22 protein-coding genes are annotated in these 26,570 nt (G+C 65.8%); 13 read left to right on the top strand and 9 right to left on the bottom strand.

Annotated elements, in window-relative coordinates:
• Positions 1-2: 2 nt before the first annotated feature.
• The 3 genes from B6S44_RS18985 to B6S44_RS18975 all read right to left on the bottom strand — a co-directional run bounded on the left by B6S44_RS18985 (position 3) and on the right by B6S44_RS18975 (position 4,210).
• A complete protein-coding gene (locus B6S44_RS18985; RefSeq protein WP_129158432.1) occupies positions 3-1,598 on the bottom strand; it encodes a bifunctional aspartate transaminase/aspartate 4-decarboxylase in 1,596 nt (531 codons plus the stop codon).
• Positions 1,599-1,615: 17 nt separating this feature from the next.
• Positions 1,616-3,301, bottom strand: coding sequence for an aspartate-alanine antiporter (aspT, locus tag B6S44_RS18980; RefSeq protein ID WP_129158431.1), 1,686 nt, complete (start codon positions 3,299-3,301; stop codon positions 1,616-1,618).
• A 222-nt stretch (positions 3,302-3,523) separates the two neighbouring features.
• Positions 3,524-4,210, bottom strand: a complete 687-nt coding sequence (locus B6S44_RS18975) for a GntR family transcriptional regulator (protein ID WP_129158430.1) — start codon at positions 4,208-4,210, stop codon at positions 3,524-3,526.
• Between the two features lie 241 nt (positions 4,211-4,451).
• On the opposite strand from B6S44_RS18975, the gene B6S44_RS18970 reads away from it, so the two are divergent.
• The 6 genes from B6S44_RS18970 to B6S44_RS18945 all read left to right on the top strand — a co-directional run bounded on the left by B6S44_RS18970 (position 4,452) and on the right by B6S44_RS18945 (position 10,239).
• On the top strand, positions 4,452-5,486 hold the full coding sequence (locus B6S44_RS18970) for a 4-hydroxythreonine-4-phosphate dehydrogenase PdxA (RefSeq protein WP_129158429.1): 1,035 nt from the start codon (positions 4,452-4,454) through the stop codon (positions 5,484-5,486).
• 71 nt (positions 5,487-5,557) lie between these two features.
• Positions 5,558-6,553, top strand: coding sequence for a Bug family tripartite tricarboxylate transporter substrate binding protein (locus B6S44_RS18965; RefSeq protein ID WP_129158428.1), 996 nt, complete (start codon positions 5,558-5,560; stop codon positions 6,551-6,553).
• Between the two features lie 91 nt (positions 6,554-6,644).
• A complete protein-coding gene (locus tag B6S44_RS18960; protein ID WP_129158427.1) occupies positions 6,645-7,133 on the top strand; it encodes a tripartite tricarboxylate transporter TctB family protein in 489 nt (162 codons plus the stop codon).
• Between the two features lie 21 nt (positions 7,134-7,154).
• The gene (locus B6S44_RS18955) at positions 7,155-8,672 is read left to right on the top strand and encodes a tripartite tricarboxylate transporter permease (protein WP_129158426.1); all 1,518 of its coding nucleotides are present in this window, start codon (positions 7,155-7,157) and stop codon (positions 8,670-8,672) included.
• 75 nt (positions 8,673-8,747) lie between these two features.
• Positions 8,748-9,281 carry an O-acetyl-ADP-ribose deacetylase gene (locus B6S44_RS18950; protein WP_129158425.1) on the top strand — a complete coding sequence of 178 codons (534 nt, stop codon included), beginning with the start codon at positions 8,748-8,750 and terminating at the stop codon, positions 9,279-9,281.
• A 40-nt stretch (positions 9,282-9,321) separates the two neighbouring features.
• The gene (locus B6S44_RS18945; RefSeq protein WP_129158424.1) at positions 9,322-10,239 is read left to right on the top strand and encodes a dihydrodipicolinate synthase family protein; all 918 of its coding nucleotides are present in this window, start codon (positions 9,322-9,324) and stop codon (positions 10,237-10,239) included.
• Between the two features lie 44 nt (positions 10,240-10,283).
• Here B6S44_RS18945 and B6S44_RS30080 read toward each other — a convergent pair whose 3' ends face one another.
• Complete coding sequence (locus tag B6S44_RS30080; RefSeq protein ID WP_282568187.1) at positions 10,284-10,418, bottom strand: hypothetical protein; 135 nt, start codon at positions 10,416-10,418, stop codon at positions 10,284-10,286.
• Between the two features lie 184 nt (positions 10,419-10,602).
• Here B6S44_RS30080 and B6S44_RS18940 point away from each other — a divergent pair, with 184 nt between their 5' ends.
• Together B6S44_RS18940 and acuI are read left to right on the top strand one after the other, a co-directional pair.
• Entirely contained in the window at positions 10,603-11,838 is a 1,236-nt protein-coding gene (locus tag B6S44_RS18940; RefSeq protein ID WP_129158423.1) for an MFS transporter, read from the top strand.
• A gap of 88 nt (positions 11,839-11,926) precedes the next feature.
• The gene (gene acuI, locus B6S44_RS18935) at positions 11,927-12,913 is read left to right on the top strand and encodes an acrylyl-CoA reductase (NADPH) (RefSeq protein WP_129158422.1); all 987 of its coding nucleotides are present in this window, start codon (positions 11,927-11,929) and stop codon (positions 12,911-12,913) included.
• On the opposite strand, the gene B6S44_RS18930 is transcribed toward acuI, so the two are convergent.
• The 3 genes from B6S44_RS18930 to B6S44_RS18920 form a co-directional block, all read right to left on the bottom strand.
• Entirely contained in the window at positions 12,910-14,034 is a 1,125-nt protein-coding gene (locus B6S44_RS18930; RefSeq protein WP_129158421.1) for a type I restriction enzyme HsdR N-terminal domain-containing protein, read from the bottom strand. The genes acuI and B6S44_RS18930 overlap by 4 nt on opposite strands.
• A 161-nt stretch (positions 14,035-14,195) precedes the next feature.
• Positions 14,196-15,104 carry a LysR family transcriptional regulator gene (locus tag B6S44_RS18925; protein WP_129158420.1) on the bottom strand — a complete coding sequence of 303 codons (909 nt, stop codon included), beginning with the start codon at positions 15,102-15,104 and terminating at the stop codon, positions 14,196-14,198.
• Between the two features lie 81 nt (positions 15,105-15,185).
• The gene (locus B6S44_RS18920; RefSeq protein WP_129158419.1) at positions 15,186-16,163 is read right to left on the bottom strand and encodes an L-threonylcarbamoyladenylate synthase; all 978 of its coding nucleotides are present in this window, start codon (positions 16,161-16,163) and stop codon (positions 15,186-15,188) included.
• A gap of 168 nt (positions 16,164-16,331) precedes the next feature.
• On the opposite strand from B6S44_RS18920, the gene B6S44_RS18915 reads away from it, so the two are divergent.
• On the top strand, positions 16,332-18,107 hold the full coding sequence (locus tag B6S44_RS18915; RefSeq protein WP_129158418.1) for an acyl-CoA dehydrogenase: 1,776 nt from the start codon (positions 16,332-16,334) through the stop codon (positions 18,105-18,107).
• Positions 18,108-18,130: 23 nt separating this feature from the next.
• On the opposite strand, the gene B6S44_RS18910 is transcribed toward B6S44_RS18915, so the two are convergent.
• Positions 18,131-18,919 carry a class I SAM-dependent methyltransferase gene (locus tag B6S44_RS18910; RefSeq protein WP_129158417.1) on the bottom strand — a complete coding sequence of 263 codons (789 nt, stop codon included), beginning with the start codon at positions 18,917-18,919 and terminating at the stop codon, positions 18,131-18,133.
• A gap of 80 nt (positions 18,920-18,999) precedes the next feature.
• Here B6S44_RS18910 and B6S44_RS18905 point away from each other — a divergent pair, with 80 nt between their 5' ends.
• Together B6S44_RS18905 and B6S44_RS18900 are read left to right on the top strand one after the other, a co-directional pair.
• Positions 19,000-19,857, top strand: a complete 858-nt coding sequence (locus B6S44_RS18905; RefSeq protein WP_206735191.1) for an SDR family NAD(P)-dependent oxidoreductase — start codon at positions 19,000-19,002, stop codon at positions 19,855-19,857.
• Positions 19,858-19,871: 14 nt separating this feature from the next.
• The gene (locus B6S44_RS18900) at positions 19,872-20,732 is read left to right on the top strand and encodes an SDR family oxidoreductase (RefSeq protein ID WP_129158416.1); all 861 of its coding nucleotides are present in this window, start codon (positions 19,872-19,874) and stop codon (positions 20,730-20,732) included.
• A 118-nt stretch (positions 20,733-20,850) separates the two neighbouring features.
• On the opposite strand, the gene B6S44_RS18895 is transcribed toward B6S44_RS18900, so the two are convergent.
• Positions 20,851-23,349, bottom strand: a complete 2,499-nt coding sequence (locus tag B6S44_RS18895) for a methyl-accepting chemotaxis protein (RefSeq protein WP_129158415.1) — start codon at positions 23,347-23,349, stop codon at positions 20,851-20,853.
• Positions 23,350-23,567: 218 nt separating this feature from the next.
• Between B6S44_RS18895 and B6S44_RS18890 the strand changes: the two genes are divergently transcribed.
• Positions 23,568-24,557 (top strand): magnesium transporter CorA family protein, encoded by a 990-nt coding sequence (locus B6S44_RS18890; RefSeq protein WP_129158414.1) that lies wholly within the window; start codon positions 23,568-23,570, stop codon positions 24,555-24,557.
• Positions 24,558-24,596: 39 nt separating this feature from the next.
• Positions 24,597-26,375 carry an SLC13 family permease gene (locus tag B6S44_RS18885; protein ID WP_129158413.1) on the top strand — a complete coding sequence of 593 codons (1,779 nt, stop codon included), beginning with the start codon at positions 24,597-24,599 and terminating at the stop codon, positions 26,373-26,375.
• The last annotated feature ends 195 nt before the right edge of the window (positions 26,376-26,570 follow it).

The following is a 26,570-nucleotide window of genomic DNA, read 5'->3' as shown; positions in this document are numbered from 1 at the left end:
GCTTACCCCCGGCCCTTCTTCTGGTATTCGGCGTAGAACTGGTCCGCCATGGCACGTAGCGCCCGGCCGATATTGGCGTATTCATACTCGTTGAGATTGGCGAGCGAGGCGCGGCCCGCCGCTTGCTTCGTGCCGAAGCCACGTCCAGGCAGCAACACGATCCCGGTCTCGTCGGCGATCCGGAACAGGAAATCGCCGGCGGCCGAGCGCTTCGTGACCCATTTGGCGAAGTCGTCGCCATAGAGTTTGCGTGAGATCTCCTCAAGGTCGAGCAGGGTGTAGTAGTCGACGGCGTTCGGATCGCTGTCCTGCTCGATGCCGAGCTCGCGATAAAGCGCGGCCTCGCGCCGGCGGATCAGCTTCTTCAGCTCGGCCTTGTAGCTGTCGCTTTCGTCCATCAGCGCGAACAGCGAGAACAGCACCATCTGGACCTGCTGCGGGGTCGACAGGCCGGCGGTGTGGTTGAGCGCCACCGCCCGGCTGTCGGCGACGATGCGGTCGATGAAGCGCAGCGAGCGTACATCCGGCAGGAGCGAGCCATAGCGGCGGTCGAGACCCTTCTTCGCCTCCTTGGGGAGGGCGCCGAGAGCGACGTCGAAGACGTTCTGCTTGTGCGTGGCGATCACGCCGAGGCGCCAGCCAGTCGCGCCGAAATACTTCGAGAACGAGTAGACCAGCATGGTGTTCTGCGGACAGGTCGCGAACAGCGAGCGGAACCCGTCGGCGAAGGTGCCGTAGACGTCGTCGGTCAGGATGAACAGGTCCGGCCGATGATCGCGCACGATCGCCGCGACGCGGTCGAGGCTGCGGTCGTCCATCTTGACCGAGGGCGGATTGCTCGGGTTGACGCAGAAGAAGATCTTGATCGCCGGGTCCTTGAGCTTGTCCAGCTCCTCGTCCGGGAACTGCCAGCCCTGTGCCGGATCGGCGTTGATCGCGACCTCGACGAGCCCGTATTCGTCGAGCTCGGGGATCTCGATATAGGGCGTGAACACCGGCAGGCCGATCGCGACCTTGTCGCCACGCTTGAGCAGGCCGTTCTGCTTCATCGTGTTGAAGATATAGGCCATCGCCGCCGTGCCGCCCTCGGTGGCGAAGAGATCGATGCTGCCGGCCGGCAGGAAGCCGCCGATCATCTCCTTGACGATGTACTGCTTGACGATCTCCTCGCTGATTTTGAGCATGCGCGGCGGCACGGGATAATTGCTGCCGAGGATGCCCTCGACCATCTCGTGCAGGAAGTCGGAAGGGGGCAAGCCGAGCTGGTCGCGGACATAGCTCAGCGCCCGGCCGAGGAAGACGACGCCCGGCTGGTCGCGGTGCTCGGCCGTGAAGCGCTCGAACCGGCCCTCGATGCCCTCGATCTTGGGCAGGCCGCCGACGCCGTTCTCCATATAGGAATAGGATAGCTCGGCCTCGGCCACGGCGAACAGGCCGAGCCGGAAGAAGGCACGGCGGGGCAGGGTGGCCAGGAAGTTGGGATTGCCGCGGCCGGCATTGAGCATCGTGCGGTTCGCCTTGCCCGATGCCAGCTTGATCAGCTCGTCCTTCAGCTCGAACGGGCTCAGCTTGGCGTATTTCGAATAATCGGTGGTCATGGCAAACTCCGATCGGTTCAGGCAAAGGCGACGACGAGCGGCCCGAGCAGGGTCAGGAAGACGTTGGCCAGGGCGTAGGTGATGGCGAAGGGCGTGGTCGGGATCGAGTTTCCGGCCTTATCGAGGATCTCGCCGAAGGCCGGGTTGGCGCTGCGCGAGCCCGACAGGGCGCCGGCGAAGATCGCGGTGTTGTCGTAGCGCAGGACATAGCGGCCGAAGAGCATGGTGATCAGCAGCGGCAGCAGGGTCACCACGACACCGATCAGGAAGATCGACAGGCCCTTGTCGGCGATCGTGCTGACGGCCTGCAGCCCGGATTGCAGGCCGACCACCGCGACGAAGCCGGCAAGACCGAGATCGCGCAGCAGCGTCGAGGCCGCGCTCGGCATGTTTCCGAGCGCCATATTGCGGCTGCGATACCAGCCGAAAGCGAGGCCGGAGAGGAGCGCGCCGCCGCCGCTGCCCAGAGTCAGCGGAATATCGCCGAACCGGACCACCAGGAGCCCGATCAGCAGGCCGACGACGAGACCGAAGCCGTGGAAGACGAAATCGGTCTTGTCGCTCGGGATGATGACGCTGCCGACCTGCCGCGCGACGCGCTGCACGTCATCGGCCGTGCCGTAGAGCGTGGCGACATCGCCCGGCTCGATGACAGTCTCGCCCTCGAGCGGCAACGGAGTGCCGGCCCGCTTGACCGCGACCACATAGACGCCGTGGCGCAGATCCGCGGCCGTCGAGGTCCGAATCTCGGCGACGGTGCGCTTGACGAAGGCCGGCGCGGTGATCGCGACGTCACGCGTGACGACGACCACATCCATGCCTTCCGAGGATTCGAGTTCCGGCCCGAGTTGCTGCGACAGGCCGACCACACCGGAGCGACGCCCGACCAGCAGGACGATGTCGCCGGCCTGGAGCTTTAGCGACGGTTCCGCGCCGATCAGCGAGCCGCCGCGCTTGATGCGCTCGATGCTGATCGGCTGGGCGCTGGCGCCCTCGATCTCGGCGACGCTGCGCCCGGCTGCGGTCTCGATGCGATAGATGCGGCCGACGAGGTCGGGCGCTGCCGCATGCTCGCCGACACCGTAGCTGCGTGCTCCGGCCAGCATCTCCGCCTCGGCCTTGATCGCGTCGTCGCGAATGCTCCGCCGCATGAACCAGGGCAGGATGTTGACGCAGACGATGATCGCGCCGAACGAGCCGAAGATGTAGGTGACGGCATAGCCGATCGCGACATTGGCTTGCAGCCGCTGGGTCTCGTCGGCGGCGAGGCCGAGCTTGCCGATCGCGGCGCTGGCGGTGCCGATGATCGCCGACTGCGTCAGGCCGCCGGCGGCGATGCCGGCCGCGAGACCCTTGTCGAGACCGAAGGCGCGCGCCAGCACGATGACGGTGAGGAGCCCGCTCACCGCCAGCACGGTCGCCATCGCAATCTCGCGCAGCGACTGGCGCCCGAGCGAGCGGAAGAATTGCGGGCCGCTCTCGAAGCCGACCGCATAGATGAACAGGGCGAAAAGGACGGATTTGATGCCGTTGTCGATCGAGACGCCGACCTGGCTGATGATCACCGCGACCAGGAGCGAACCGGCGACCCCGCCGAGCTGAAATTTGCCGAACTGGAACTTGCCGATCCAGTAGCCCCCCGCCAACGACAGGAACAGGGCGATCTCGGGCGACTGAGCAAACAGGCTGTGCAGCCAGGACATGAGCGCGTCCCTCGACATCGAAGTCTTCGGAAACCAGGTTGCCTGAAGGCAATATTTGGTAAAATTATAATATCTTTGATTGCTTCAGCGTACAGTACTCAACCATTAGGCGTGGTGTCCAGTAGGTTTGGCGGCCGAATTCTGGCGTGTTTCTACGGCAAGCGCGCGTCGGGGCGCCTGCCGTGGAAGCCGGGCATCCAGAAATGGGAAGTGGCGTCAGGCTCAGAGCACGTCGCGCACGCGCACCAGCGTCGAATCCATGTGCTTGCCGATGATCACGGCGAGCGCGTCGCCGTCGCGCTTCAGCAGGGCCTCGATCATCTCCTCGTGCTCGGCCACGGCGCCGGCCCATTTCTCCGGGCCTTCATTGCCGATGAAGCGCAGGCGCTTGATCCTGGCCTGCAGCGTGCCGTGCATCTCGACCAGCACGTTATTGCCTGAAGCGGTGACGATGGCGCTGTGGATCGCCTGGTTGAGCTTGAAATAATCGAGCCGGTTGCGGACCCGGTAGAGCTCCATCATCTCGTCATGCATCGCCTTGATCGCGGCGATGGCCTCGTCGCTCGCTTGCGCGCAGGTCATCCGCCCGCCGAGCTGCTCCAGCGTCTTCAGCACTTCGAGGATCTGCAGCAGGTCATGCGCCGAGAACTTGCGGACGACGGCGCCCTTCGCCGGCTGGATCTCGACGAGGCCCTCGCTCGCCAGGGTCTTGATCGCCTCGCGCAGCGGTGTGCGCGAGACGCCGAGCTGCGCGCCGACGGCGCCTTCGTTGATGCGCTGTCCGGGCGCCAGCCTGCCCTCGATGATCATGTCGCGCAGCCGCTCGAGCACCTCCTCGTGCAGGGTGCGGCGCGTGATGCGCGGATAGACGTCCTGCGCCTCGCTCGACATGCCGGCCTCGTTCGTCATCGCGGCTCTCCTTTGTATCTGTACGGCATGGTGCTTCCGCGCTGTCAACGCGAGCGGTCCGGCTGCGACGTGGCCTTCCCGGCTGGTGGCGGCCCCGCCTGTGGACAGGTGAGGCCGCCACCAGGCTCGCAGCAGGGTAGTGCAGTTAGGTTATGCTGCATACAGCATACTTGCTTTCGCGACGCCCCCCATGATAGGCCAGCGGCAAGCAACCGGCTGCGGCTGGCGTCGGGAGGACGAGATGGACATCAAGGCGCAGGCTTCCTTGCCGGTGATCGCGGTCGCCCTGGGCGACCCCTCCGGCATCAGCCCCGAGCTCACCGCCCGCATCCTGGCCGAGCCCGATCTCAGCAAAGCTGCTCGTTATGTCGTCTTCGGCGACTATCGCCTGTTCCAGCTCGGCGCCGACGATGCCGGCCTGAAGCCCGATCTGCATGTTGTGGGCGAGGGCGATGCCCTGCCGGTCGATGCCGGAAAGGCGGTCTTCGTCGACCTGAAGAACCACGATCCGGCCGACCTCCAGCGCGGCAAGGCAACACTCGCCGGTGGCAAGGCCGCGACCGACAATTTCCGCCGCGCGCTGCGTCTTGCTGCATCCGGCAGGGCCGATGCAGTGTTCTTCACCCCCTTCAACAAGGCGGCGATGCGCTTCGCCTATCCCGGCTATGACGACGAGATTCGCTTCGTGCGGGACGCGATTGCATTCGAGGGGCCGGCCAGCGAATTCAACGTGCTGGACAAGCTCTGGAACGCCCGCGTCACCTCGCATATCCCGCTCTCGGAGGTCGCTCAAAACATCACCCAGGAGCGCATCCTGCGTGCGCTCGACTTGGCTGACCGGAACCTGCGCGCCGCCGGCTTCAACCCGCCGCGCATCGCTGTGGCCGGCATCAATCCTCATGCCGGCGACGGCGGCAATTTCGGCCGCGACGAGATCGACGTGATCGAGCCGGCGGTGAAGGCGGCGAAGGCCAAGGGCTACGTGGTCGAGGGGCCGTTCCCGTCGGATACGGTGTTCCTGCGTGCCAGGAATGGCGATTTCGACGCGGTGCTGACCATGTACCATGACCAGGGCCAGATCGCGATGAAGCTGATGGGCTTCGACCGCGGCGTCACGCTGATCGGTGGCTTCCCGTTCCCGATCTGCACGCCGGCCCATGGCACGGCCTACGAGATTGCCGGCAAGGGCATCGCCAATCTTGGCGCCACCCGCGCGGCGCTGTCGCTCGCGATCAGGATGGCGAGCGAGGGCAAGGCGGCGCGCAAGGCCGCCTGAACCAAAATCCCGGCAGAGCGGCCGTGAAGAGCCGCGCCCCGTTTCCAAACAATCATCCAGGGAGAAACAGCATGAAACGTTTCTGCATTGCAGCGGGCGCTGCCCTTGCCTCCGTCATTGCCGCGGTGGTTCCGGCCGCAGCCTGGCAGCCGACCAAGTCGGTCGAGTTCGTCGTGACCTCGGGGCCCGGCGGCGGCACCGACAATTTCGCCCGCATCGTCCAGTCGATCATCGCCAAGCACAAGCTCATCGAGCAGCCGGTCGTGGTGCTCAACAAGGGCGGCGGCAGCGGCGCCGAGGGCTACATCTACGGCAAGGGCGCCAAGGGCGATGCCCACAAGGTCGTCTTCGGCACCAACAACGCTTATCTGCTGCCCTATGTCGCCAAGCTCGGCTACAAGCTCTCCGACCTGACGCCGGTCTCGGCGCTGGCGCTCGACGAGTTCCTGATCTGGGTCAAGGGCGACGCGCCCTTCAACGACGCCAAGGCCTATGTCGAGGCGGCCAAGGCCAAGCCCGGCAGCTTCAAGATGGCCGGCAGCCAGTCCAAGGATACCGACCAGACGCTGACCGCGATGATCCAGGAGGCGACCGGCGCCAAATGGATCTACGTGCCCTTCCAGGGTGGTGGCGCGGCTGCGACCCAGCTCGCCGGCGGGCATGTCGATTCCAACACCAACAACCCGAACGAGAACATCGGCCAGTGGAAGGCCGGCCAGGTGAAGCCGCTCTGCGTCTTCTCGCCGGTGCGCCTCGCCAAGAGCGACCCGATCCATGACGGCAAGGGCTGGGGCGACATCCCGACTTGCAAGGAAGCGGGCCTGCCGCTCGAAGCCTTCCAGATGCCGCGCACCGTCTGGCTGCCGGCCGAGGTTCCGGCTGACGCCGTCGCCTACTATGCCGACGTCATGGAGAAGGTAAGCAAGACGCCGGAATGGGCTGAGTTCATTGCCCGCACCGCGCAGACCGCCCGCTTCATGAAGGGCAAGGAGCTCACCGAGTTCGTCGCCAAGGACGAGGCCGCCAACGCCAAGGTCTTCAAGAACGAAGGCTGGGTCGTGAACTGACCCGAACAGGTCGAAATCGGATCATCCCGGGCGAGCGCTGCTCGGCCCGGGATGATCGTTCGGAACACCGTCAGCATTCAGGAGAGCGCCGATGATCAGCCGCTTCCAGGCCGAGATCGCGACAGCGCTGGCGACGCTCGCCTTCGGGCTCGTGATCGTCAATGGCGCCCGCGAATTCGGCCTTGGCTGGGATTCCTCCGGCCCGCAGCCCGGCGCCTTCCCGTTCTATTGCGGTTTGCTGATCGCACTCGCCAGCCTCGGCACGATCGCGACCACGATAGGCCGACGGATGGGGGGCTCGGCGGCGCTCGCCGGAATCATCCTCGACAAGGAGCAGGGCAAGCGCGTCCTCTCCTTCTTCGTGCCGATGCTTGCCTTCGTCGTGCTCAGCGTGACGCTCGGCATGTATGTCGCGATGCTGCTCTACCTCGTTTTCGCGATGCGCTTCCAGGGCCGCTATGGCTGGCTGCCCTCGGTCGCGACGGCGATCGGCACTGCTGCCTTCTTCTATCTCGGCCTCGAGAAATTCGCCCAGGTCGGCCTGCTCAAAGGGCCGGTCGAAGCGATGCTCGGCCTCTGAACCAGCGAGCCGGAGCCCTCCATGGAAAACTTCGCTTCGCTCCTCCACGGCTTCGAGGTCGCGCTGACTGCTCATCATGTCGCGCTGATGTTCGCTGGCGTGCTGCTCGGTATCCTGGTCGGCGTGCTGCCGGGCCTTGGGGCGCCGAACGGCGTCTCGCTGATGCTGCCGCTGACCTTCAGCATGGACCCGGTCTCGGCGATCATCCTTTTGACCTCGCTCTATTGGGGGGCGCTGTTCGGCGGCTCGACTACCTCGATCCTGTTCAACATCCCGGGCGAGCCGTCCTCGGTCGCCACCACCTTCGACGGCCATCCGATGGCCAAGCAGGGCAGGGCGACGGAGGCGCTTTCCTTCGCCTTCCTCTCGGCCGGCATCGGCGCCATGGCCGGCGTCATCCTGATCACGCTGCTCTCGGGCTGGGTCGCGCGCTTTGCGCTGAAGTTCTCCTCGCCAGAGTATTTCGCGGTGTATTTCATGACTTTCGCCAGCTTTGTCGGCCTCGGCGGCGCCTCGCCCCTGAAGACCATCGTCTCGATGGCGATGGGCTTTGCCTTCGCCTCGATCGGCATGGATTCGGTCTCGGGCAATGTCCGCCTGACCTATGAGTTCGACGTGCTGCTTGCGGGCGTCAGCTTCCTGATCGCGGTGATCGGCCTGTTCGGCCTCGGCGAACTGCTGCAGACGATGGAGGAGGGCTTACGCTTCGACGGGGTGAAGGCCAAGGTGCGTCCGCGCGACGTGCTCGCCACCGCGCTGAAGCTGCCGCGCTACTGGTTCGCGCTGCTGCGCTCCAGCATCATCGGCATCTGGATGGGCATCACGCCGGGCGGGCCGACGGCCGCTTCCTTCATGAGCTACGCCATGGCCAAGCGTTCCTCGCGCAATCCGGAGAAGTTCGGCAAGGGCGAGCCCGAGGGCGTGATCTCGCCCGAGACCGCCGACCATGCCGCCGGCTCCGCCGCCATGCTGCCGATGCTGGCGCTCGGCATTCCGGGTTCGGCGACCGCTGCGGTGATGATGGGCGGGCTGATGATCTGGGGCCTCAACCCCGGCCCGATGCTCTTCGTCGAGCGGCCCGATTTCGTCTGGGGCCTGATCGCCTCGATGTATCTCGGCAATGTCGTCGCCGTCATCGTCGTGCTCGCGACGGTGCCGCTCTTCGCCTCGATCCTGCGCATTCCGTTCTCGATCATCGGTCCGGTGATCGTCGTGGTCTGCTTCATCGGCGCCTATACCGTCGGCAACAAGCAGTTCGACATCTGGCTGGCGCTCGCCTTCGGCATCGTCGGCTATCTCTTCAAGAAGCTCGATTACCCGATCGCGCCGCTCGTGCTGGCGATGGTCATCGGCGACAAGGCGGAGGACGCCTTCCGCCAGTCGATGATCTTCAGCCAGGGCTCGCTCTCGATCTTCTGGTCGAACGCGCTGGTTGCGAGCCTGATGGCGATCGGCCTCGCGCTGCTGCTCTTTCCGCTGATCGGCTCGACCCGGCGCGGCATCCGCAAGCTGGTGACCGCGCGCGCAGCCAAGGCCTGAGTCAGACGCACTGCCGGATAGTGACTGCCGACGCTATGGTGAACCGTCCAGAACCGAGCCGAGGGCGGAACGCCGATGACGGAATCGAGATTGCGCGCCATCCAGGCCGACATCACGACGCTGACAGTCGACGCCATCGTCAATGCAGCCAACAACTCGCTCCTGGGCGGAGGCGCCGTCGACGGCGCGATCCATCGCGCCGCGGGGCCCGAACTCCTGCAGGAATGCCGCAAGGTGGGTGGCTGCCAGACCGGCGACGCCAAGCTGACCCAGGGCTACCGCCTGCCGGCGCGCTTCGTCATCCACACGGTCGGGCCGGTCTGGCAGGGCGGCGGTCAAAGCGAGGCGGAGTTGCTGGCATCCTGCTATCGCCGCTCGCTGGCGGTCGCAGCCGGGGCGGGCATCCGCACCATCGCCTTTCCGAGCATCAGCACCGGCGTCTACGGCTATCCGGTCGCGCCCGCGGCGAAGATCGCGGTGGCGACGGTCGCTGCCACCCTGAAGAACGGGGCCGCTTTCGACGCGATCACTCTCTGCTGCTTCTCGCCCGAGGACCTCGCCATCTACCAGCGCGAGCTCGCCGAGGCCGGCGATCCGCAGGCGCAGTAGCTCCCACTCTCTTCCAGCCACGAACAACCGAGGCCTTGCCATGACCGAACCCTACAAGGGCATCATCCCGATCGCGCCGACGATCTTCCACGAGAACGGCGATGTCGACCATGACGGCAATCGCCGGGTCATGGACCTGATGGTCGATCAGGGCGTCGACGGCATTTGCATCCTCGCCAATTTCTCTGAGCAGTTCCTCCTGACTGACGCCGAGCGCGACGAGGTCATGCGGCTCTCGATCGAGCAGGTCGCGGGCCGGGTGCCGGTCTGCGTCACCACCTCGCATTTCTCGACGCGCATCGCGGCGCATCGCGCCAAGGCCGCGGCTGACGCCGGCGCCAGGATGCTGATGATGATGCCGCCCTATCACGGCGCGCTGCTCAAGGCCGACGAGCAGGGCATGATCGAGCACTTCAAGATCGTCGCCGATGCCTGCGGCATCCCAATCATCCTGCAGGACGCGCCGCTCTCGGGCGTGACCATGACCGTGCCCTTCATGATCAGGCTCAACAAGGAGGTGCCGCTCGTCCGCTACTTCAAGATCGAGGTGCCGGGCACGGCGGGCAAGCTGCGCTCCCTGATCGAGGCGGGCGGCGACGCCATTATCGGTCCCTTCGACGGCGAGGAGGCGATCACCCTGATGGCCGATCTCGACGCTGGCGCCACCGGTACGATGACCTCGGCGATGATCCCCGATTTGATCAAGCCGGTCCTGGCGGCTCATGCCGCCGGCGATCGCAGAGAGGCGGCGGCGCTCTATGCCCGCGTCCTGCCGATCATCAATTACGAGAACCGGCAATGCGGCCTGCGCTCGGCCAAGGCGGTGATGAAGGCAGGCGGCGTGATCAAGTCGGATGCCGTCCGCCACCCGCTGACGCCGCTGCACCCGAAGACGCGCGAAGGCCTGCTCGAGCTCGCGCGCGAACTCGATCCCTTGGCCCTGCGCTGGGGGAAATAGCCCAGCTGCTCTTGCTGCCCGCCGTCAAAAGCGGGCAGCGATCGTCAATAGGCGCCGATGCCGCCGGATGGCGGCGGCATGTTGCCCCGTCGATCTTTGGTGATGAACTCCGGCGACACCAGGAGCATCCGGGACAGCCAGGAGGAATAGGCCGATAGCAACTGCATGACGGCACGCATAGCTAGCCTCCACATTTGCAAGGCGATCCTAGCAGAAAAACACGTTGTTTGCCGACGAAATCCGATGAATTTGGTGCGTGGCGATCATGCAATCCTGTGATGCGCCACGTAACGAAATCGCGTTGGCATGTCCCGGTCGCGGGGCATATCGTGCAGACACACGATTCCCGCTCCGGAGCCTGTCATGTCCGCCACCGCCAAGCGCGGCTACGCGCCGGAGATCATCGTCGCCGCCGGCTGTCTGATCGCGCTGATCAGCTTCGGCCCGCGCGCCAGCGCCGGCCTGTTCCAGATCCCGATGACATCCGAGTTCGGCTGGGGCCGCGACACGTTCAGCCTCGCGCTCGCGATCCAGAACCTGCTCTGGGGCCTGGGCGCACCGTTCGCCGGCGCGATCGCCGATCGCTTCGGCATGGTGCGGGTGCTCTGCGTCGGCGCACTGCTCTATGCGGCCGGCCTGGTGACGATGGCCTATGCCGGAACACCGCTGCAGCTTCATCTCGGCGCTGGCGTCTTGATCGGCTTCGGCCTCTCGGCCTGTTCCTTCAATCTGATCCTCGCCGCCTTCGGCAAGCTGCTGCCCGAGCAATGGCGCCCGCTCGCCTTCGGCGCCGGCACTGCCGCCGGCTCCTTCGGCCAGTTCCTCTTCCCGCCGATCGGCAACATCCTGATCGAGACGCTGGGCTGGCAGCAGGCGCTGATCGTCTTCGCCTTCACGCTGCTGCCAGTGCTGCCGCTCTCGGTGATGCTGGCGATGCGGGGTTCAAAGCAGCCTGCGGCTGCGCTCGGTGCGGTCGCCGCGCCGAACCAGAGCATTGCGCAGGCATTGGCCGAAGCCTTCAAGCACCGCTCCTATGTCCTGCTTGTGCTGGGGTTCTTCACCTGCGGCTTCCAGCTCGCCTTCATCACCGTGCACATGCCGGCCTATCTCAAGGACACCGGAATGCCGGCCTGGGTCGGCGGCTGGACGTTGGCTGCGATCGGCCTCGCCAATGCGGTCGGCTCGCTCGGCTCGGGCTGGCTGACGTCGCGCATGCCCAAGCGCCATCTGCTCGCCTGGATCTATCTCGGCCGGGCGGTCGCCATTGCCGCCTTTATCTTGCTGCCGCCAAGCCCGATGACCGCGATCGCCTTCGGCATCGTCATCGGCGTGTTCTGGCTCTCGACCGTGCCGCCGACCTCGGCGCTGGTGATGCTGATGTTCGGGACCAAGTACATGGCGATGCTCTACGGCTTCGCCTTCTTCTCGCATCAAGTGGGCGGCTTCCTGGGCGTGCTGCTCGGCGGCATCCTGTATGAGCAGTTCGGCTCCTATACGATCGTCTGGTGGCTCTCGGTCGCGCTCGGCGTCGCCTCGGCGCTGATCAATCTGCCGATCGTCGAGAAACCGGTGGCGCGCGCCGTGCCGCAGCCGGCCTGACCAAACCCGCACCGGCTTGCCGCTTGCGGGCGGCGGCCGGGCGCGCCACTCCTAGGGGCCTGTTCCATGGCTTCCCGGGAGTGAATTCATGTCGACCTTCAAGGCCCTCATCGCCAGCAAGGGCGAAGCCGGCACCAGCATCGCTTTCGGCGAGTTCGCCGAAGCGGACCTGATGGAAGGCGACGTCACCGTCCGCGTCACCCATTCGACGTTGAACTACAAGGACGGCCTCGCCATCACCGGCCGCGCGCCGGTGGTGCGGCGCTGGCCGATGATCCCCGGCATTGATTTTGCCGGCAGGGTCGAGACCTCCGATCATCCGGACTTCAAGCCCGGCGACCTCGTCATCCTCAATGGCTGGGGCACCGGCGAGACGCATCTGGGCGCCTATGCCCAGAAGAGCCGAGTCAAGGGCGATTGGCTGGTGCCGCTGCCGGATGGGATGACGCCGGCCGAAGCGATGGCGATCGGCACCGCCGGCTATACCGCCATGCTGAGCCTGCTCGCGCTGGAGCGTTATGGCGTGAAGCCAGCCGACGGCCCGGTCGTCGTCACCGGAGCGGCCGGCGGCGTTGGCTCGGTCGCGACCGCGCTACTCGCCAAGGCGGGCTGGCACGTCATCGCCTCGACCGGCCGGCCGGAGGAGGCGGATTATCTGAAAGGCCTCGGTGCGGCCGAGATCATCGATCGGAACGAACTCTCCGCTCCCGGCCGCCCGCTTGGCAAGGAACGCTGGATCGCCGGCGTCGATGCCGTCGGCTCGCATACGCTCGCCAATGTCCTGTCGATGACGAAATATGGCGGCGCCGTCGCCGCCTGCGGCCTGGCGCAGGGCATGGACCTGCCGGCCTCGGTCGCGCCCTTCATCCTGCGTTGCGTTGCGCTGCTCGGCATCGATTCGGTGATGTGCCCGAAGCCGCGCCGGCTCGAGGCGTGGCAGCGCCTCGCCCGCGATCTCGACCGCGACAAGCTCGCGGCGATGACGACGACGATCCCGCTCGAGGATGTCGTCGAGACTGGCCGCGCTTTGCTCGACGGCAAGGTCCGCGGCCGGGTCGTGGTCGAGATCGGCTAGGCAAATTCACCGATGCGCTTCTCAAAGAGAGCGCGCAGCCGTTCGCCAGATTGGACTAGATCGGAGACAGGCGTGAAGTCGTCTCCATCTACGATGATAAACTTTATTGTCCCATCCCGAGCTTCGATGATGTCGATCAATCGACCCTTTCGCTCTTGCCGGTAAAAAACAACCATCTTTCCTTGGTAGTCTCGGAATTTGACGTCTGATATTGCATCGAATGTCAGCGAGTTCCCGGCTGAAAGAAAGGCGAGGTGCCGTCTGATACTTTCGAATGCCGCAATTTCCGCCTCGGAAGTTACAATGCCTGTAGTGGGGGGCGGAGCTGGTAATTCAATCGGAGTCGATGCGGGTGTGTTCTCTATCCGGGCGGGTTGCTTGGGAAGTGAGGGGGATATATCAAGTTTTTTGAGAACATTTGATGTAAAAACATCATTGAAGGCGGCCTTTGTGATGGATCGGTAACCTTCGAGCGCGTGAGACCTTATGTGCTTTATATCGTTTTCTTTGAGGAGGAAACGGGTGAAGTCTATAGAGGGTTCTGTGAACTGTTTCGACAGATAGTCGAAAAATGCGCGATGCGTTAGGCTTCGTCGTGCATTCTCTGCTATCGTGTCAGGATCAAATTTAGATTTTGTTAGAGCATAAAGTCCCTCGATAGCCGTGTCAGAGACTTGCGCTTTGGATATTTTCTCGAAATCAATAATTAGAAACGGATCATCGTCCATCATATTCGGTTCTTCAGAGTCTACAAAAAAATCATAGACAATCCCGTCAGTTAGTATTCCAAGTTTTACGCTTTTTGACGCGTTAAAATAACTCTTCAGCTGTCCTCTGTCGTCTTTCTTTCCGTTTCCAACAGATTTGCATTCAATAGCGATAATGGGATTCATTTCTTTCAAAATAGCATAATCGACTCTATTTTTGTATTTGTCCGAGAAGTCGGCGGCATGCTCTGCCGAAACTTCCGTAGGGTCTCTGTCGTCATAGCCTAGCAGTGCGATAAACGGCAGTATCAGAGCAACTTTGGTGGCTTCTTCATTCTTGATGTGCTCGCGAACGCGTTGCACGCGCTCCGCGTAAGAGACAAGATTCGTGCGGAAATCCTCAATCGTGGTCACTCGCTATCCCCCCGGGCATCATTCGCCGGGAAGGATAGCTTGCTAACTCACTATTCCTCAACTGCCATATGCAACGCTAGGCTGTGGGGCATTCTTGAACATCATGTTGTCCAGGAAGGTGCGTGATATTGCTGTTATGACATGGGGAGCGTCGCCACGCTTCAACCCGCTCCCTCAAGCAGCGCTTTTCGCTTCGCCAGCTCGCCGCCGACGAAATCCATGAAGGCGCGCACGCGCGGCGCGTGCCGGATGTCGGGATGGGTTAGAATCCAGAGGCCTGTCGCGAAATCAGGATCTGGCGGCAGCAACCGCACCAGCCCTGGCCGCTGGTCGGCGATGAAGCAGGGTAGGGGGCCGATGCCGACTCCCTGCTCAACCGCTTCCGTCAGCCCAAGCACGGCCGAGGAGCGCAGTGCGATCCGCTCGGCCGGGACATGGTCGCGGACATAGCGGGCCGCCTTGACGTAACCGAGAGGGTCACCGAGCGCGACCCAGTCGCGCCGGAAGAACAGCTTCGGATCGGCCGCTTCTTCTGCCGTCGCCGGCGCGTCGGCGCGGGCGTAGACGGCCCAGTTCAGATTGGCGAGGCGCCGGCCGACCAAGGTCTCGCCCGGCGAATCGCTGGCGCGGATGGCGACGTCGGCGTCGCGGCGCGACAGGTTGAGCGTCTGGCTCGCCATGACGACATCGAGCCGGATCAGCGGATGCGCTGCCCGGAACGCCGCGAAGATCGGCAGCAGCGTATGCAGATAGAGCGTATCGGTGGTGGTGACCCGCAATTCGCCGGAGGGTGCGAGGTCGCGTCCTGCGAGCCGACGCCCGAAGGCGGTGACGTCATCGTCGATGCGCGAGGCGAGCGTCGTCATTTCCTCGCCGGCGGAGGTCGCGACATAGCCGGTCTTGCGCCGTTCGAAGAGGGCGTGGCCGACCTGCTCCTCGACCTGCCCGAGCCGGCGGAACACAGTCGAATGGTTGACGCCGAGCGCGGCGGCCGCCCCAGTCAAGCCGCCGGCGTCGGCGATCGCCTTGATCAGGCGGAAATCATCCCAGGCGAGCTTCGACGTCGACAACGCGCATTCTCCGGCAAGTCCGCGCGCAGCATTGCCGGATCTTGCGGAATTGCAAGCGGGAGCAGGCGATGCCGCCGGCTGTCAGCGTGGGGCGGCGGCGCGCTTCAGCCGGTCGTTGATCGCTTCGCCGAGGCCATGCATCGGGATCGAGGCGACCGCGATCGTCGCTGGGCGCTGGTCGTCGAGCCGGCGCATCGCAGCAAAGAGGTTGGCCGCTGCCTCGGTCAGGTCGCCTGTCGGGCTGAGGTTGAAGGCGAGCGCGGGCAGTGGCCCGCTGTTCGGCTCCGCGCCGAAGCCGAGCCAAGCCTCGTCGGCGAGCGGCGCTTCCGCATCGAGCCTGACGGCGGCCCGGGGGGCGTAGTGCGAGGCGAGCAGGCCGGGCGCGAGCGGCGCCGCACCGCCTTCCGCGACGATGACGAGGGCTTGCCCGATCGCCGCTTCCAGCGCCGCGCGCGGCACGCCGCCGGGTCGCAACAGGCGCGGCGCGCCGCCAAGGCAGGCGACGATGCTGGATTCGACTCCAACCACTGTCGGTCCGGCATCGAGTACAGCATCGATGCGGCCGTCGAGATCGGCGAGCACGTGCTCGGCCTGCGTCGGGCTGACCCGCCCGGAGCGGTTGGCCGAGGGCGCGGCGATCGGCCGGCCTGCGGCCTGGAGCACAGCGCGCGCCACCGGATGCGACGGCACCCGGAGCGCGACGCTGTCGAGACCGGCCCGCGCTAGGCTGCAGATCGTGCAGGCGCTGGAGGCGGGCACGACCAAGGTGAGCGGTCCCGGCCAGAACGCCTTCGCCAGCGCCAGCGCTGGGGCGTCGAAGAGGCCCTGGCGCCTTGCGGCGTCGACATCCGGCAGATGCGAGATCAAAGGGTTGAAGCTCGGGCGCTCCTTCGCGGCATAGATCGAGGCGACGGCCCGATCGTCGCTGGCATCGGCGGCGAGCCCGTAGACCGTCTCGGTCGGCAGCGCGACAAGCCTGCCGGCGCGCAGCAGCTCCGCGGCGGCGGCGATACCGGCCTCGTCGGCGGAAAGGCGCTGGGTCTGGCGAGGGTTGGTCACGGGTGCTCTTGAAAGTTCATATGTAAACTATAACAATGCCGGGATGGCATGCGTGTAGGCGCGCCGGCTGACGCGTGGGCAAGCGCATAGTTCGCGGCTAGCATGGCCGTCAAACGCAACGATGCAGAATGCCCGCCGGGAATGCGCGGGCGCCGAGGGAGGTAAGCGATGTCGTACCGTGCTCCGGTCGAGGATATCCTGGCGACGATGCGCCATGTCGCCGGGCTCGACGCCCTGATCGCTGAGGGCCTCGCACCGGAACTTGCCGACGGCGTCACCGAGGCGGTGCTGGAGGAGGCGGCGAGGTTCGCCGGCGATGTCCTGGCTCCGTTGAACATCGTCGGCGACCGCCACGGCTCCAGGCTCAAGGATGGCATCGTCGTGACGCCACCGGGCTGGAAGGAAGCCTATCACGCCTGGGCTAAAGGAGGCTGGAACGCGCTGCCGGCGCCTGAAGCCTATGGCGGCCAGGCTCTGCCGGTGCTGGTGCAGTCGGCCTGCACCGAGATGTGGAATTCGGCCGCCTTCGCCTTCGCGCTCGGCCCGCTGCTGACGGTCGGCGCGATCGAGGCGCTGCACGCCCACGGCTCCGACTATCTGAAGGAAACCTATCTCGCCAGGCTCGTCTCCGGCGAGTGGATGGGCACGATGAACCTGACCGAGCCGCAGGCCGGTTCTGACCTTAACGCGCTGCGCTCCAAGGCCGAGCGTGCCGGCGACGGCACCTATCGCATCAGCGGCCAGAAGATCTTCATCACCTATGGCGATCACGAGATGACGGACAATATCGTCCATCTCGTCCTCGCCCGCCTGCCCGATGCCCCTCCCGGCACGCGCGGCATCTCGCTCTTCCTCGTGCCGAAATTCATGGTCAATGCCGACGGTTCGCTCGGCGCGCGCAACGATGTCCGCTGCACCGGCGTCGAGCACAAGCTCGGCATCCACGCCTCGCCGACCTGCGCGATGAGCTATGGCGACGAGGGCGGCGCGATCGGCTGGCTGATCGGCGAGGAGAATCGCGGCCTCGCCTGCATGTTCACGATGATGAACAATGCCCGCCTCAACGTCGCGGTGCAGGGTGTCGCTATCGCCGAGCGTGCCTATCAGCAGGCGCTTGCCTTCGCGCAGGAGCGCAGGCAGGGCGCGGCGCTCGATGCGCCGAAGGGTGCGCCGATGAGCCCGATCATCGTCCATCCCGACATCCGCCGCATGCTGATGGAGATGCGCGCCAAGACGCAGGCCGCGCGCACGCTCTCGCTGCTGCTCGCCGCCTTGCTCGACCGTTCGCATCGCGAGACCGACGAGGCCAAGCGCAAGGCCGCGGCCGAACGGGCGGCGATCATCACGCCCATCGCCAAGGCCTACGCCACCGATATCGGCGTCGAGGTCGCCTCTACCGGCGTTCAGGTCCATGGCGGCATGGGCTATGTCGAGGAAACCGGGGCGGCCCAGCATCTGCGCGATGCCCGCATCGCCACGATCTACGAGGGCACCAACGGCATCCAGGCGATCGATCTCGTCCTGCGCAAGCTGCCGCTCTCCAATGGCGATGCGGTCAAGGCATTGATCGGCGAGATGCGAGGCGTCGTTGCCGAGGTGCGCGAGGCCAACACGCCCGGCTTCGGCCACAGCGCGGCGCGACTCGGCGCTGCGGTCGACTCGCTCGAACGCGCCACGCAATGGATGCTGGCGACCATGGGCATCGACCAGGCGAGCGTGCTCGCCGGCGCAACGCCCTATCTCAAGCTGTTCGCGCTTGCCCAGGGCGGCACGGGCCTGGCGAAGAAGGCCTTGGCGATGCGGGACGAGGATCAGGGCGCGGCAGCGCTCGCCACCGCCCGCTTCTATGCCGAGCACCATGTCGGCGAAGCCACCGCGCTGGAGCTCGCGGTGACGGAGGGCGCCGGCGCCGTCGAGGATTCGGCTGCGGTCTTCGCGGCGTGACGCTGCTCGCCGCACCGATCGCGTCAGGCTGGCTTGCGCACGCGCATGTGCAGGAACAGTGGTGCGATGTAGGTGTCGGCGAGATAGGGCACGGCCTTGGCCGTCTCAGCATCGACGCCCGGCTCGTGCATATGCTCGATCCGGAAGCCGGTGGCGACCAGAAGGTTGATCCAGTCGCTGAGGGTGCGATGGAAGCGCGGCACCCGGAACGGCTCGACCCTGGCCTTCTCCTCGGCCGGCGCAGCGCCGAAGCGCCAGCTCTCGACCTCGCCATCGCTGACGCGGAAATACTCGCGGACCTCGATGCCGAGCACGTTGCCGGCCTCGTCGCGCATCACCTTGCGGCCCGGTGTCGCGAAGCAGGGATGCAGGATCGAGAACTGCAGGAAGCCGCCGGGCTTCAGTACGCGCCTGGCCTCGGCGAGGACCAGATCCTGCCGCGGCATATCCATCAGCGACATGAACGCGGTGGCGAAGTCGAAGCTGGCGTCAGCGAAGGACAGGGCCATGCCGTCGGCGACGCGATAGGCGATGCCGAGCGGTTTCTCGGCTTCCGCTTCCTGCGCATGGCGGATGAAGGTCGGGGCGATGTCGATCGCGGTGATGCGTGCGCCGGCCTCAGCGAGCTTTCTCGTGTTCGAGCCCTCGCCGCAGCCGATGTCGAGGCCATCCAGACCGTCGATGTCGGGCAGGTTCGCGAAGAAGGCCGGTGTGTTCTGGGCGTCCCGATAGAGGTCGTAGCCGGCCCGTGCATGCCGGGTCCAGGTTTCGGCATTGGCCTCCCAGCAGGCCGCGACATCGCTGGCTTCCATGATCGTCCTCGCCGTTCGGGGGAGGGGGCTTCTAGCGGAGCCGGTCGCATTGTGCCAGCCCGCTCGCGAGGCTTGTCGCAATGACCGGCGACAGCCTGCCAAAGCCGCTTGCCGGCAAGGTCTGCCTCGCTGCCGGCGCTTCGCGCGGGCTCGGGCGCGGCATCGCCCGAGCGCTTGGCCAGGCCGGCGCCACCGTGATCGTCACCGGCCGCTCCAGCGAGGCCGGACCGCGCACCGACCAGCGCTCGGAAACCTTCGAGGACACGGCCCGCGAGGTCGAGGCTGCCGGCGGGCGCGGCGAGCCCTATCGCTGCGACCACACAAATGAGCGCGAGGTCTACCAGCTCGTGGCGTGGTCCCTGCGCCGTTTCGGCCGCCTCGATTGCGTCGTCGACGCGGTCTGGGGCGGCAACGAGGGCTATGATGGCGAGCGCTATCCGGACGGTTCTGCCTTCGGCGCGCCGTTCTGGCGCCGCCCCGTCGCGCGCCTCGGTCAGAGCTTCGAGAGCGGCGTCTATGCGCAGCTGCTGCTGGCTCGCGCCGTCGCGCCTGCCATGGTGCAGATGCGCCAGGGCCTGATCGTCACGGTGAGCTTCGACACCGCCGGCGGCTATCTTGGCGACGTCTTCTACGACCTCGCCAAGACGGCAATGAACCGGCTGACACTGGCGATGGCGCAGGAACTCAAGCCTTATGGCGTCACGGCGCTCGGTCTTTCGCCCGGCCATGTTCTGACCGAGCGCGTGCGCGACGCCGGCCTGGCTGCCGAGACCACCGAGACGCCGCTCTATGCCGGGCGCGCGGTTGCTGCATTGGCGGCCGATCCGGATGTCGGCCGCCATGCCGGCCAGGTGCTGCATGTCGCCGATCTGGCGCGCAGCTATGGCTTCACCGATGCGGACGGCAGCCAGCCGGACCGGTTCAGCTTGCAGACTTAACGAGGGAGGACACCATGTCGCTCAAGGGCAAGACGCTCTTCATCACCGGCGGATCGCGCGGCATCGGGCTCGCCATCGCGATCAAGGCAGCGCGCGACGGCGCCAATGTCACCATCGCCGCCAAGACGGCCGAGCCGCATCCCAAGCTCGAGGGCACGATCTATACGGCTGCCGCCGAGATCGAGGCAGCCGGCGGCAAATGCCTGCCGCTGATGGTCGATGTCCGCGACGAAGCGAGTGTCGCGGAGGCGATCGCCAAGACGGCTGAGACCTTCGGCGGCATCGACATCGTCGTGAACAATGCCAGCGCGATCTCGCTGAGCAACACCCAGATGACCGACATGAAGCGCTACGATCTGATGCATCAGATCAATACGCGCGGCACCTTCATGGTCTCGAAATACGCCATTCCCCATCTGGAGAAGGCTGAGAACCCGCATATCCTGATGCTGTCGCCGCCGCTCGACATGAAGATGCGCTGGTTCGCGCCGCATCTAGCCTACACCATGGCGAAATACGGCATGAGCATGTGCGTGCTCGGCCTTGCCGGCGAGCTTGCGCCGAAGGGCATCGCCGTCAACGCGCTCTGGCCGCGCACTACAGTCGCGACCGCGGCGGTGAAGAACCTGCTCGGCGGCGACAAGATGGTGCAGGCGAGCCGCACGCCGGAGATGCTGGCCGATGCCGCCTATATGGTCTTCAACAAGCCCTCGCGCAGCTTCTCAGGTCAGTTCCTGATCGACGACAATTTCATGGCGGGCGAGGGCGTCACCGACTTCACGCCCTACCGCGTCGATCCGTCGGTGCCGCTGATGCCGGATTTCTTCGTGCCTGAGGAGATCGCGCCGCCGCAGGGGGTGAAGGGCGGCGTCTGAGCCCGCCAGAGCATTTTCGAGCGAAGTGGGTACCGGTTCGCGTCAAGAAAATGCGGCACATCAAAAAAAGACTGGAGAATTTGCGCGCTTCGGATAAGCGCGCAAATTCTCCAGGGGCTCAGAACTCCTCCCAGCTGTGGTTGTCGCGCGCTCCACCGCCCGCGACCTTGCGGGCGGGCATCGGAGCGGTGTGGGGCGCAGGAGCCTTCCGCGTCGGCGCGCGCGGAGCCGCGCGCGTTTCCGACATCGCGGCTGCGGCGAGGTTGCGCAGGCGTTCCGGCTCGCTGCTCGCCCTGTCATCGCTGCCTGCGATGCGGAAGGCCGCGACGAGCTGGTCCAGGTTGTGGATCTGGTCGGCGAGTGAGGCCGCAGAAGCGGCGCTTTCCTCGGCCAGAGCCGCGTTCTGCTGGGTCATCTCGTCCATATGGGCGACGGTCTGGCTCATCTCGTCGATGCCGTTGGCCTGTTCGCCCGCCGCTGCCGAAATCTCGACGACGGTCGCAGCGACCTGCCTCGATGCCGAGACGATCTTGTCGAGCACCGTCCCGGCCGAGCGGACCAGCTTGACGCCCTCCTCGATCTCAATGGTCGAGGACTGGATCAAGGTCGTGATGTCCTTGGAGGCCTCGGCGGAGCGCTGCGCCAGCGTCCGGACCTCCGAGGCGACCACGGCGAAGCCCTTGCCGGCATCGCCGGCCCGGGCTGCTTCCACCGCGGCGTTCAGCGCCAGCAGATTGGTCTGGAAGGCGATGCCGTCGATCACCGAAGTGATGTCGGTGATCTTGCGCGAGGCGGCCTCGATCCGCTCCATCGCCTCGACGGCGTTCTGCACGATCGTGCCGCCCTGCTGCGCCACGTTCGTGGCCTCGTCGGAGGCCGATGCCGCAACCTTCGAGGAGCCGGCGCTCGCCTTGACGGAGGCTGCGAGCTCCTCGGTCGTGGCCGCGGTTTCCTCCAGCGAGGCGGCCTGCTCCTCGGTCCGCTTGGCGAGATCGTCGGCGCCCGCCTTGATCTCGCGGGCCGAGGCCGAGACCTGCGACGTCGTCGCCTGGATGCCGCCGATCGTCTCCGAAAGCCGCTCGACCGTCTCGTTGACCGAGTGCTTCAGCTCGGCGAAGCGGCCCTGATAGTCGGTCGCGATCCGGCGGGTCAGATCGCCCTGCGAGACTGATGCCAGGATGTCGGCGAACTCCGTCGTCGCGCCATCGACGACGGCGTTGATCTGGTTGATGCCGTTGACCAACTGCTGCATCTGCGCGTCGGCGTTCTCCAGTTGCAGCCGCGCGCTGAAATCGCCCGCCGCCGCCGCGGCGACGACCGTCCCGACATCGCTGACCACGGCGACCATGGCTTCGGTCCGCGCCGTCCGCTCGGCCGCGGCGGCACGTTCCTGCGCTTCGAGGGCCTGAACGCGCAGCCCGTTCTCCTTGAACACAAGGACGGCGGCCGCCATCCCGCCGATCTCGTCATTGCGGCCGCTGTCGATGATCTCGGTCGAGAAGTCGCCCTCTGCCAGCTGCTTCATCGAGGCGGTCAACGCGGTGATCGGGCGCGTTACGCGGCTCTGGACCAGCCAAAGTCCGACCAGCGCCAGCACGAGCGCGGCCAGCAGGACGAGGCCGTACATGACGAGCGAGCGCATTGCGGCGGCTGCCTTCGCGTCGGCGGCATCCGACAGGACGTCGATGGCGTGGCTCGCCACGGCGCCGACGGTTTCGGAGGCGGCGACGATCTGGTCGCGCCATTGGTCGGGATTGATCGAAGGCTTGCGCCCGCCCGTCGCATTGGCGACCAGGTCGGCCCGCGTCGCCTTGAAGGCACCGCCGAAATAGGTGTTCTCGGCGAGTACCAGCGCATCTTTCAGTGCCCGCGGCGTGCTCGCCTGGCCGATGAGCTGCTTCACCACGCCCCAGGCGAACTCCATGCGGGCATCGCTGACGATGACGGCATTGCTCTCCTTGGTGTCGAGCGGCCGGTCCTGGGCGACGGCGTTGTTGAGGACGATCGTCGACGATCCGCTGAACGAGCGCGCTGCCCAGGCCATCGAGCGGATGGAGGTGAGGTTGGCGAAGTTGGCGTCGAGGACGAGGATGCGTTCTTCGAGCGTCGCCGACGCGGTCTCTAGCGCCGTCAGGAACTTGCCGGTCTGGGCCATGCTGGTCCCGACCAGTTCCTTCTCCCGCGCTTCTACCGGGAGCTTCCAGTTGGCGTCGATCTTCGCCCGCAAGGGCTTCAGCGCCGCGACATGGCCGTCGATCTCGTTCGATACGGTCGCTGCAGTGCTGTAGCCGTTCTTCTTGACGATGGCCTGCGCCGTGGCGATCGCATCGTCCAGCCGCTTGCGCCGCGTCAGCACGTCCTCGATCATCCCGCCGTTCTTGTCGGTGGGCATCGTCATCGCGCTCGCGCCGTTGCCGCGTTCGTAGCGGAGATTCTGGAGCGCTGCGAAATACGCCTTGTTCAGATCGGCGAGAACGGAGACCTCGACGGCCGTGTTGTAGCGCGTCCAGGCCTGCCAGAGCGATTGCGTCGAGAGCGTTACGATCGCCGCGCTGGCAAGACCGAGGACGGTCAGGAGCATGGTCTTGATGCTGAGGTTTTTCGCGGCGTTGAGCATGGCAAACTCGGAAGAGAAACTGGTCTGATCGGTGTCTCATCCTGCGATTTATTTTATGCTAACCACGCTGACGCACTTGGCGGCTGGCCAGGACGAGAGATTCCACGCTTGGGGCTCAACCATTGCCCTGGGTGCGTCATCGGTTTGACACTGCAGGACGTTTGGAGTTGTTGCAGTGCAAATCGCGCCGCGAGGCGCCTGATTCCGGATGACCGGCCATGCTCCTGATCCACGGCATCTGCCAGACGCACGGCGACAAGCTCGCGCACCGCACCCTGGCGGTCGAGGAGGAGATTCCACCGGGCTCGATCTGGATCGACCTGCTCAATCCGACATCGGCCGAGGACGCCAAGGTCGAGCAGCATCTCGGCATCTCGATCCCGACCCGTGAGGAGATGCACGATCTCGAGCCCTCGGAGACGATCTATGCCGAGGATGGCGCGCATTACATGACGCTGCGCGTCATCTGCCAGTCGGACACCAATGTCCCCCGCCTCGCCGACGTCACCTTCATCCTGACCGAGAAGGCGCTGGTCACGGTGCGCTATGACGAGCCCGGTGCTTTCAACATCTTCATGAGCCGCGTCACCAAGCCTGGCGGCTGCGAGCTCGAGCCCGCCGGCGTCATCGAGGGGTTGATCGAAGCGATTGTCGATCGCGCCGCCGAGGTGCTGCGCGGGGTCGGCGACCGGATCGACCTGCGCTCGCGCCAGATCTTCGACGGCAACAGCGCCAGCGTCGAGCAGGGCCGTGTCTACCAGGCGGTGGTGCGCAAGATCGGCCAGTACGAGCACATCATCTCGAATGTGCGCGAGAGCATGGTCTCGGTCGAGCGTGTGCTGCTCTACCTCTCGGCCAACTTCAAGCGCACCAAGAAGGCGGCGAGCGGCTTCACCCCGGAGTGGCGGGCCGCGATCCGCGACGTCCAGGCGATCGAGGAACACGCCACCTTCCTGTCGAACAAGCTGCAGTTCATGCTGAACGCGACGCTCGGCCTGGTCAGCATCGAGCAGAACAAGATCATCAAGCTGTTCTCGGTCGTCGCGGTGGTCTTCATGCCGCCGACGCTCGTCGCCTCGATCTACGGCATGAACTTCGAGAAGATGCCCGAGTTGAAGTGGGAGCTCGGCTATCCGATGTCGCTCGTGATCATGGTGGTCGCGGCGATCCTGCCCTACCTCTTCTTCCGCTGGAAGAAGTGGCTCTGACCGAGCCGGCGCCCCCCGCGCCCCAGGATATCGGCGCGAATGACACTCCCGCAAATTCTCTCCTGTTCCCTCGTTGCCGCGATGATGGCGGCTTTCGTCTGGGGCAAGCTGCGCTATGACGTCGTTGCGCTTCTGGCCCTCCTCGCCGGCGTCGCGCTTGGCGTCGTCCCGGCCAAGGAGGCCTTCAAGGGCTTCTCCGACGACATCGTCATCATCGTCGCCAGCGCCCTGATCGTCAGTGCTGCCGTGGCGCGCTCCGGCCTCGTCGAGACCGCACTCGCCCGCATCGCTCCGGCGCTGCGCTCGACGCAGGCGCAGGTCGCGGTCCTGGTCTTCGTCGTCGCCGCAATGTCGGCGATCATCAAGAACATCGGTGCGCTCGCGATGATGCTGCCGATCGCCTATCAGCTCGCCCGCAAGGACGGGAAATCGCCCTCGGTCTTCCTGATGCCGATGGCCTTCGCCTCGCTGCTCGGCGGCATCGTCACGCTTGTCGGCACCTCGCCCAACGTCATCGTCTCGCGCGTGCGCCAGGAGCTCGGTGGCGAGCCCTTCGCCATGTTCGACTTCACGCCGGTCGGCATCGGCATCGCGGTCATAGGCTGCGCCTTTCTCAGCGTCGCCTACCGGCTGCTGCCGAAGGATCGCCAGGGCTCGCGCTCGCTCGACCAGGCGCTCGATATCAAGGATTACGTCACCGAAGCGCGCCTGCCCGAGAAGGGGCCGCTCACCGGCAAGACCATCGCCGACCTCAGGAGGCCGGGCGATGGCGAGGTCGAGGTCGTAGCGATCCTGCGCGATGGCGAGCGCCGCCGGGCACCGCTGCCTGACGCCAGTCTGCGCGCCGGCGATATCCTGCTGCTGCGCGGCGAGCCCAAGGCCCTGGAGCGCGTCATCGCCTCGGGTGAGCTCGAGCTTGCCGGTCAGCACCGCTCGACGCAGCGCGAGGGCTCGCTCGACCCCGCCCGCACGGGGGAGGCGATCGTCACGCAGGGCTCGCTGCTCGAAGGCGTCAGCGCCGCCGAGATCGACCTGCATGCGCGCTTCCACATCAACCTGCTCGGCATCAGCCGCGCCGGCGAGCGCTTCACCGAGCGGCTGCGCGACATCCGCCTGCGCGTCGGCGACGTCGTCCTGCTGCAGGGCGACGAGGATCTCCTGCCCGAGCGCCTGCGCGAGCTCGGCCTGCTGCCGCTGGCGGCGCGCAGCCTTCAGCTCGGCAGCACACGTCGCCGCCTCGTCACCGGGACGATCGTCGCCGCGACGGTCGTCGTCGTCGCGCTCGGCCTGCTGCCGGTGGCGATCGCCTTCTTTGCTGCCGCGGTGCTTCTGCTGGCGACGCGCGCCCTGACGCTGCGCGATGCCTACGACTCGATCGAGGCGCCGATCCTGATCATGCTGGCGGCGCTGATCCCGGTCAGCGACAGCCTGCGCGTCACTGGCGCGACCGATGTCTTCGCCGGTTTGCTGGCGCAGCTCGGCGCCGGCCTGCCGGGCTGGGGCGCCGTCGGGTTGATGCTCGTCGCCGCCATGGCGGTGACGCCCTTCCTCAACAACGCCGCGACCGTGCTGGTGATGGCGCCGATCGGCGCAGGCTTCGCCAAGACGCTCGGCTACAATCCCGATGCTTTCCTGATGGCGGTGGCGATCGGCGCCGCCTGCGACTTCCTCACCCCGATCGGCCACCAGTGCAACACGCTGGTGATGGGCCCGGGCGGCTATCGCTTCGGCGACTATGCCAGGCTCGGCGCGCCATTGTCGCTGCTGGTGATCCTGCTCGCCGTGCCGCTGATCCTCCTGGTCTGGCCGCTGCGATGAGCGCGGGGCGTTCTTGGCCGGAACCCATCTCGACCAGATTGCACCGTCATTCCGGACAAGCGGCGAAGCCGCGCAGCTGCGGAATCCATCAAGGGGCGTTGCGCTCTCCGATGGATTCCGGCGCTCCGCTTCGCTGCGGCCGGAATGACAGCAGGGTTTGAACGAGAACCCCCGCTCCAGAAGGGCGGCCGGAGC

Origin of the sequence: Allobosea sp. Tri-44 (assembly GCF_004123845.1) — a bacterium.
In the GTDB taxonomy this organism is placed as follows: domain Bacteria; phylum Pseudomonadota; class Alphaproteobacteria; order Rhizobiales; family Beijerinckiaceae; genus Allobosea.
Note: the sequence above shows the minus strand (reverse complement) of the source record. Positions and strands in the feature narration are given on the sequence as shown.

Excerpts from the sequence above, each read along its gene's own strand:
- B6S44_RS18985 (WP_129158432.1), bottom strand. The coding sequence starts at position 1,598 with ATGACCACCGATTATTCGAAATACGCCAAGCTGAGCCCGTTCGAGCTG.
- B6S44_RS18905 (WP_206735191.1), top strand. The coding sequence starts at position 19,000 with ATGACCGGCGACAGCCTGCCAAAGCCGCTTGCCGGCAAGGTCTGCCTC.
- B6S44_RS18910 (WP_129158417.1), bottom strand. The coding sequence starts at position 18,919 with ATGGAAGCCAGCGATGTCGCGGCCTGCTGGGAGGCCAATGCCGAAACC.
- B6S44_RS18960 (WP_129158427.1), top strand. The coding sequence starts at position 6,645 with ATGATCAGCCGCTTCCAGGCCGAGATCGCGACAGCGCTGGCGACGCTC.
- B6S44_RS18970 (WP_129158429.1), top strand. The coding sequence starts at position 4,452 with ATGGACATCAAGGCGCAGGCTTCCTTGCCGGTGATCGCGGTCGCCCTG.
- B6S44_RS18955 (WP_129158426.1), top strand. The coding sequence starts at position 7,155 with ATGGAAAACTTCGCTTCGCTCCTCCACGGCTTCGAGGTCGCGCTGACT.
- B6S44_RS18885 (WP_129158413.1), top strand. The coding sequence starts at position 24,597 with ATGACACTCCCGCAAATTCTCTCCTGTTCCCTCGTTGCCGCGATGATG.
- B6S44_RS18890 (WP_129158414.1), top strand. The coding sequence starts at position 23,568 with ATGCTCCTGATCCACGGCATCTGCCAGACGCACGGCGACAAGCTCGCG.
- B6S44_RS18945 (WP_129158424.1), top strand. The coding sequence starts at position 9,322 with ATGACCGAACCCTACAAGGGCATCATCCCGATCGCGCCGACGATCTTC.
- B6S44_RS18900 (WP_129158416.1), top strand. The coding sequence starts at position 19,872 with ATGTCGCTCAAGGGCAAGACGCTCTTCATCACCGGCGGATCGCGCGGC.
- acuI (WP_129158422.1), top strand. The coding sequence starts at position 11,927 with ATGTCGACCTTCAAGGCCCTCATCGCCAGCAAGGGCGAAGCCGGCACC.
- B6S44_RS18895 (WP_129158415.1), bottom strand. The coding sequence starts at position 23,349 with ATGCTCAACGCCGCGAAAAACCTCAGCATCAAGACCATGCTCCTGACC.
- B6S44_RS18950 (WP_129158425.1), top strand. The coding sequence starts at position 8,748 with ATGACGGAATCGAGATTGCGCGCCATCCAGGCCGACATCACGACGCTG.
- B6S44_RS18915 (WP_129158418.1), top strand. The coding sequence starts at position 16,332 with ATGTCGTACCGTGCTCCGGTCGAGGATATCCTGGCGACGATGCGCCAT.
- B6S44_RS18975 (WP_129158430.1), bottom strand. The coding sequence starts at position 4,210 with ATGACGAACGAGGCCGGCATGTCGAGCGAGGCGCAGGACGTCTATCCG.
- B6S44_RS18965 (WP_129158428.1), top strand. The coding sequence starts at position 5,558 with ATGAAACGTTTCTGCATTGCAGCGGGCGCTGCCCTTGCCTCCGTCATT.
- aspT (WP_129158431.1), bottom strand. The coding sequence starts at position 3,301 with ATGTCCTGGCTGCACAGCCTGTTTGCTCAGTCGCCCGAGATCGCCCTG.
- B6S44_RS18940 (WP_129158423.1), top strand. The coding sequence starts at position 10,603 with ATGTCCGCCACCGCCAAGCGCGGCTACGCGCCGGAGATCATCGTCGCC.
- B6S44_RS30080 (WP_282568187.1), bottom strand. The coding sequence starts at position 10,418 with ATGCGTGCCGTCATGCAGTTGCTATCGGCCTATTCCTCCTGGCTGTCC.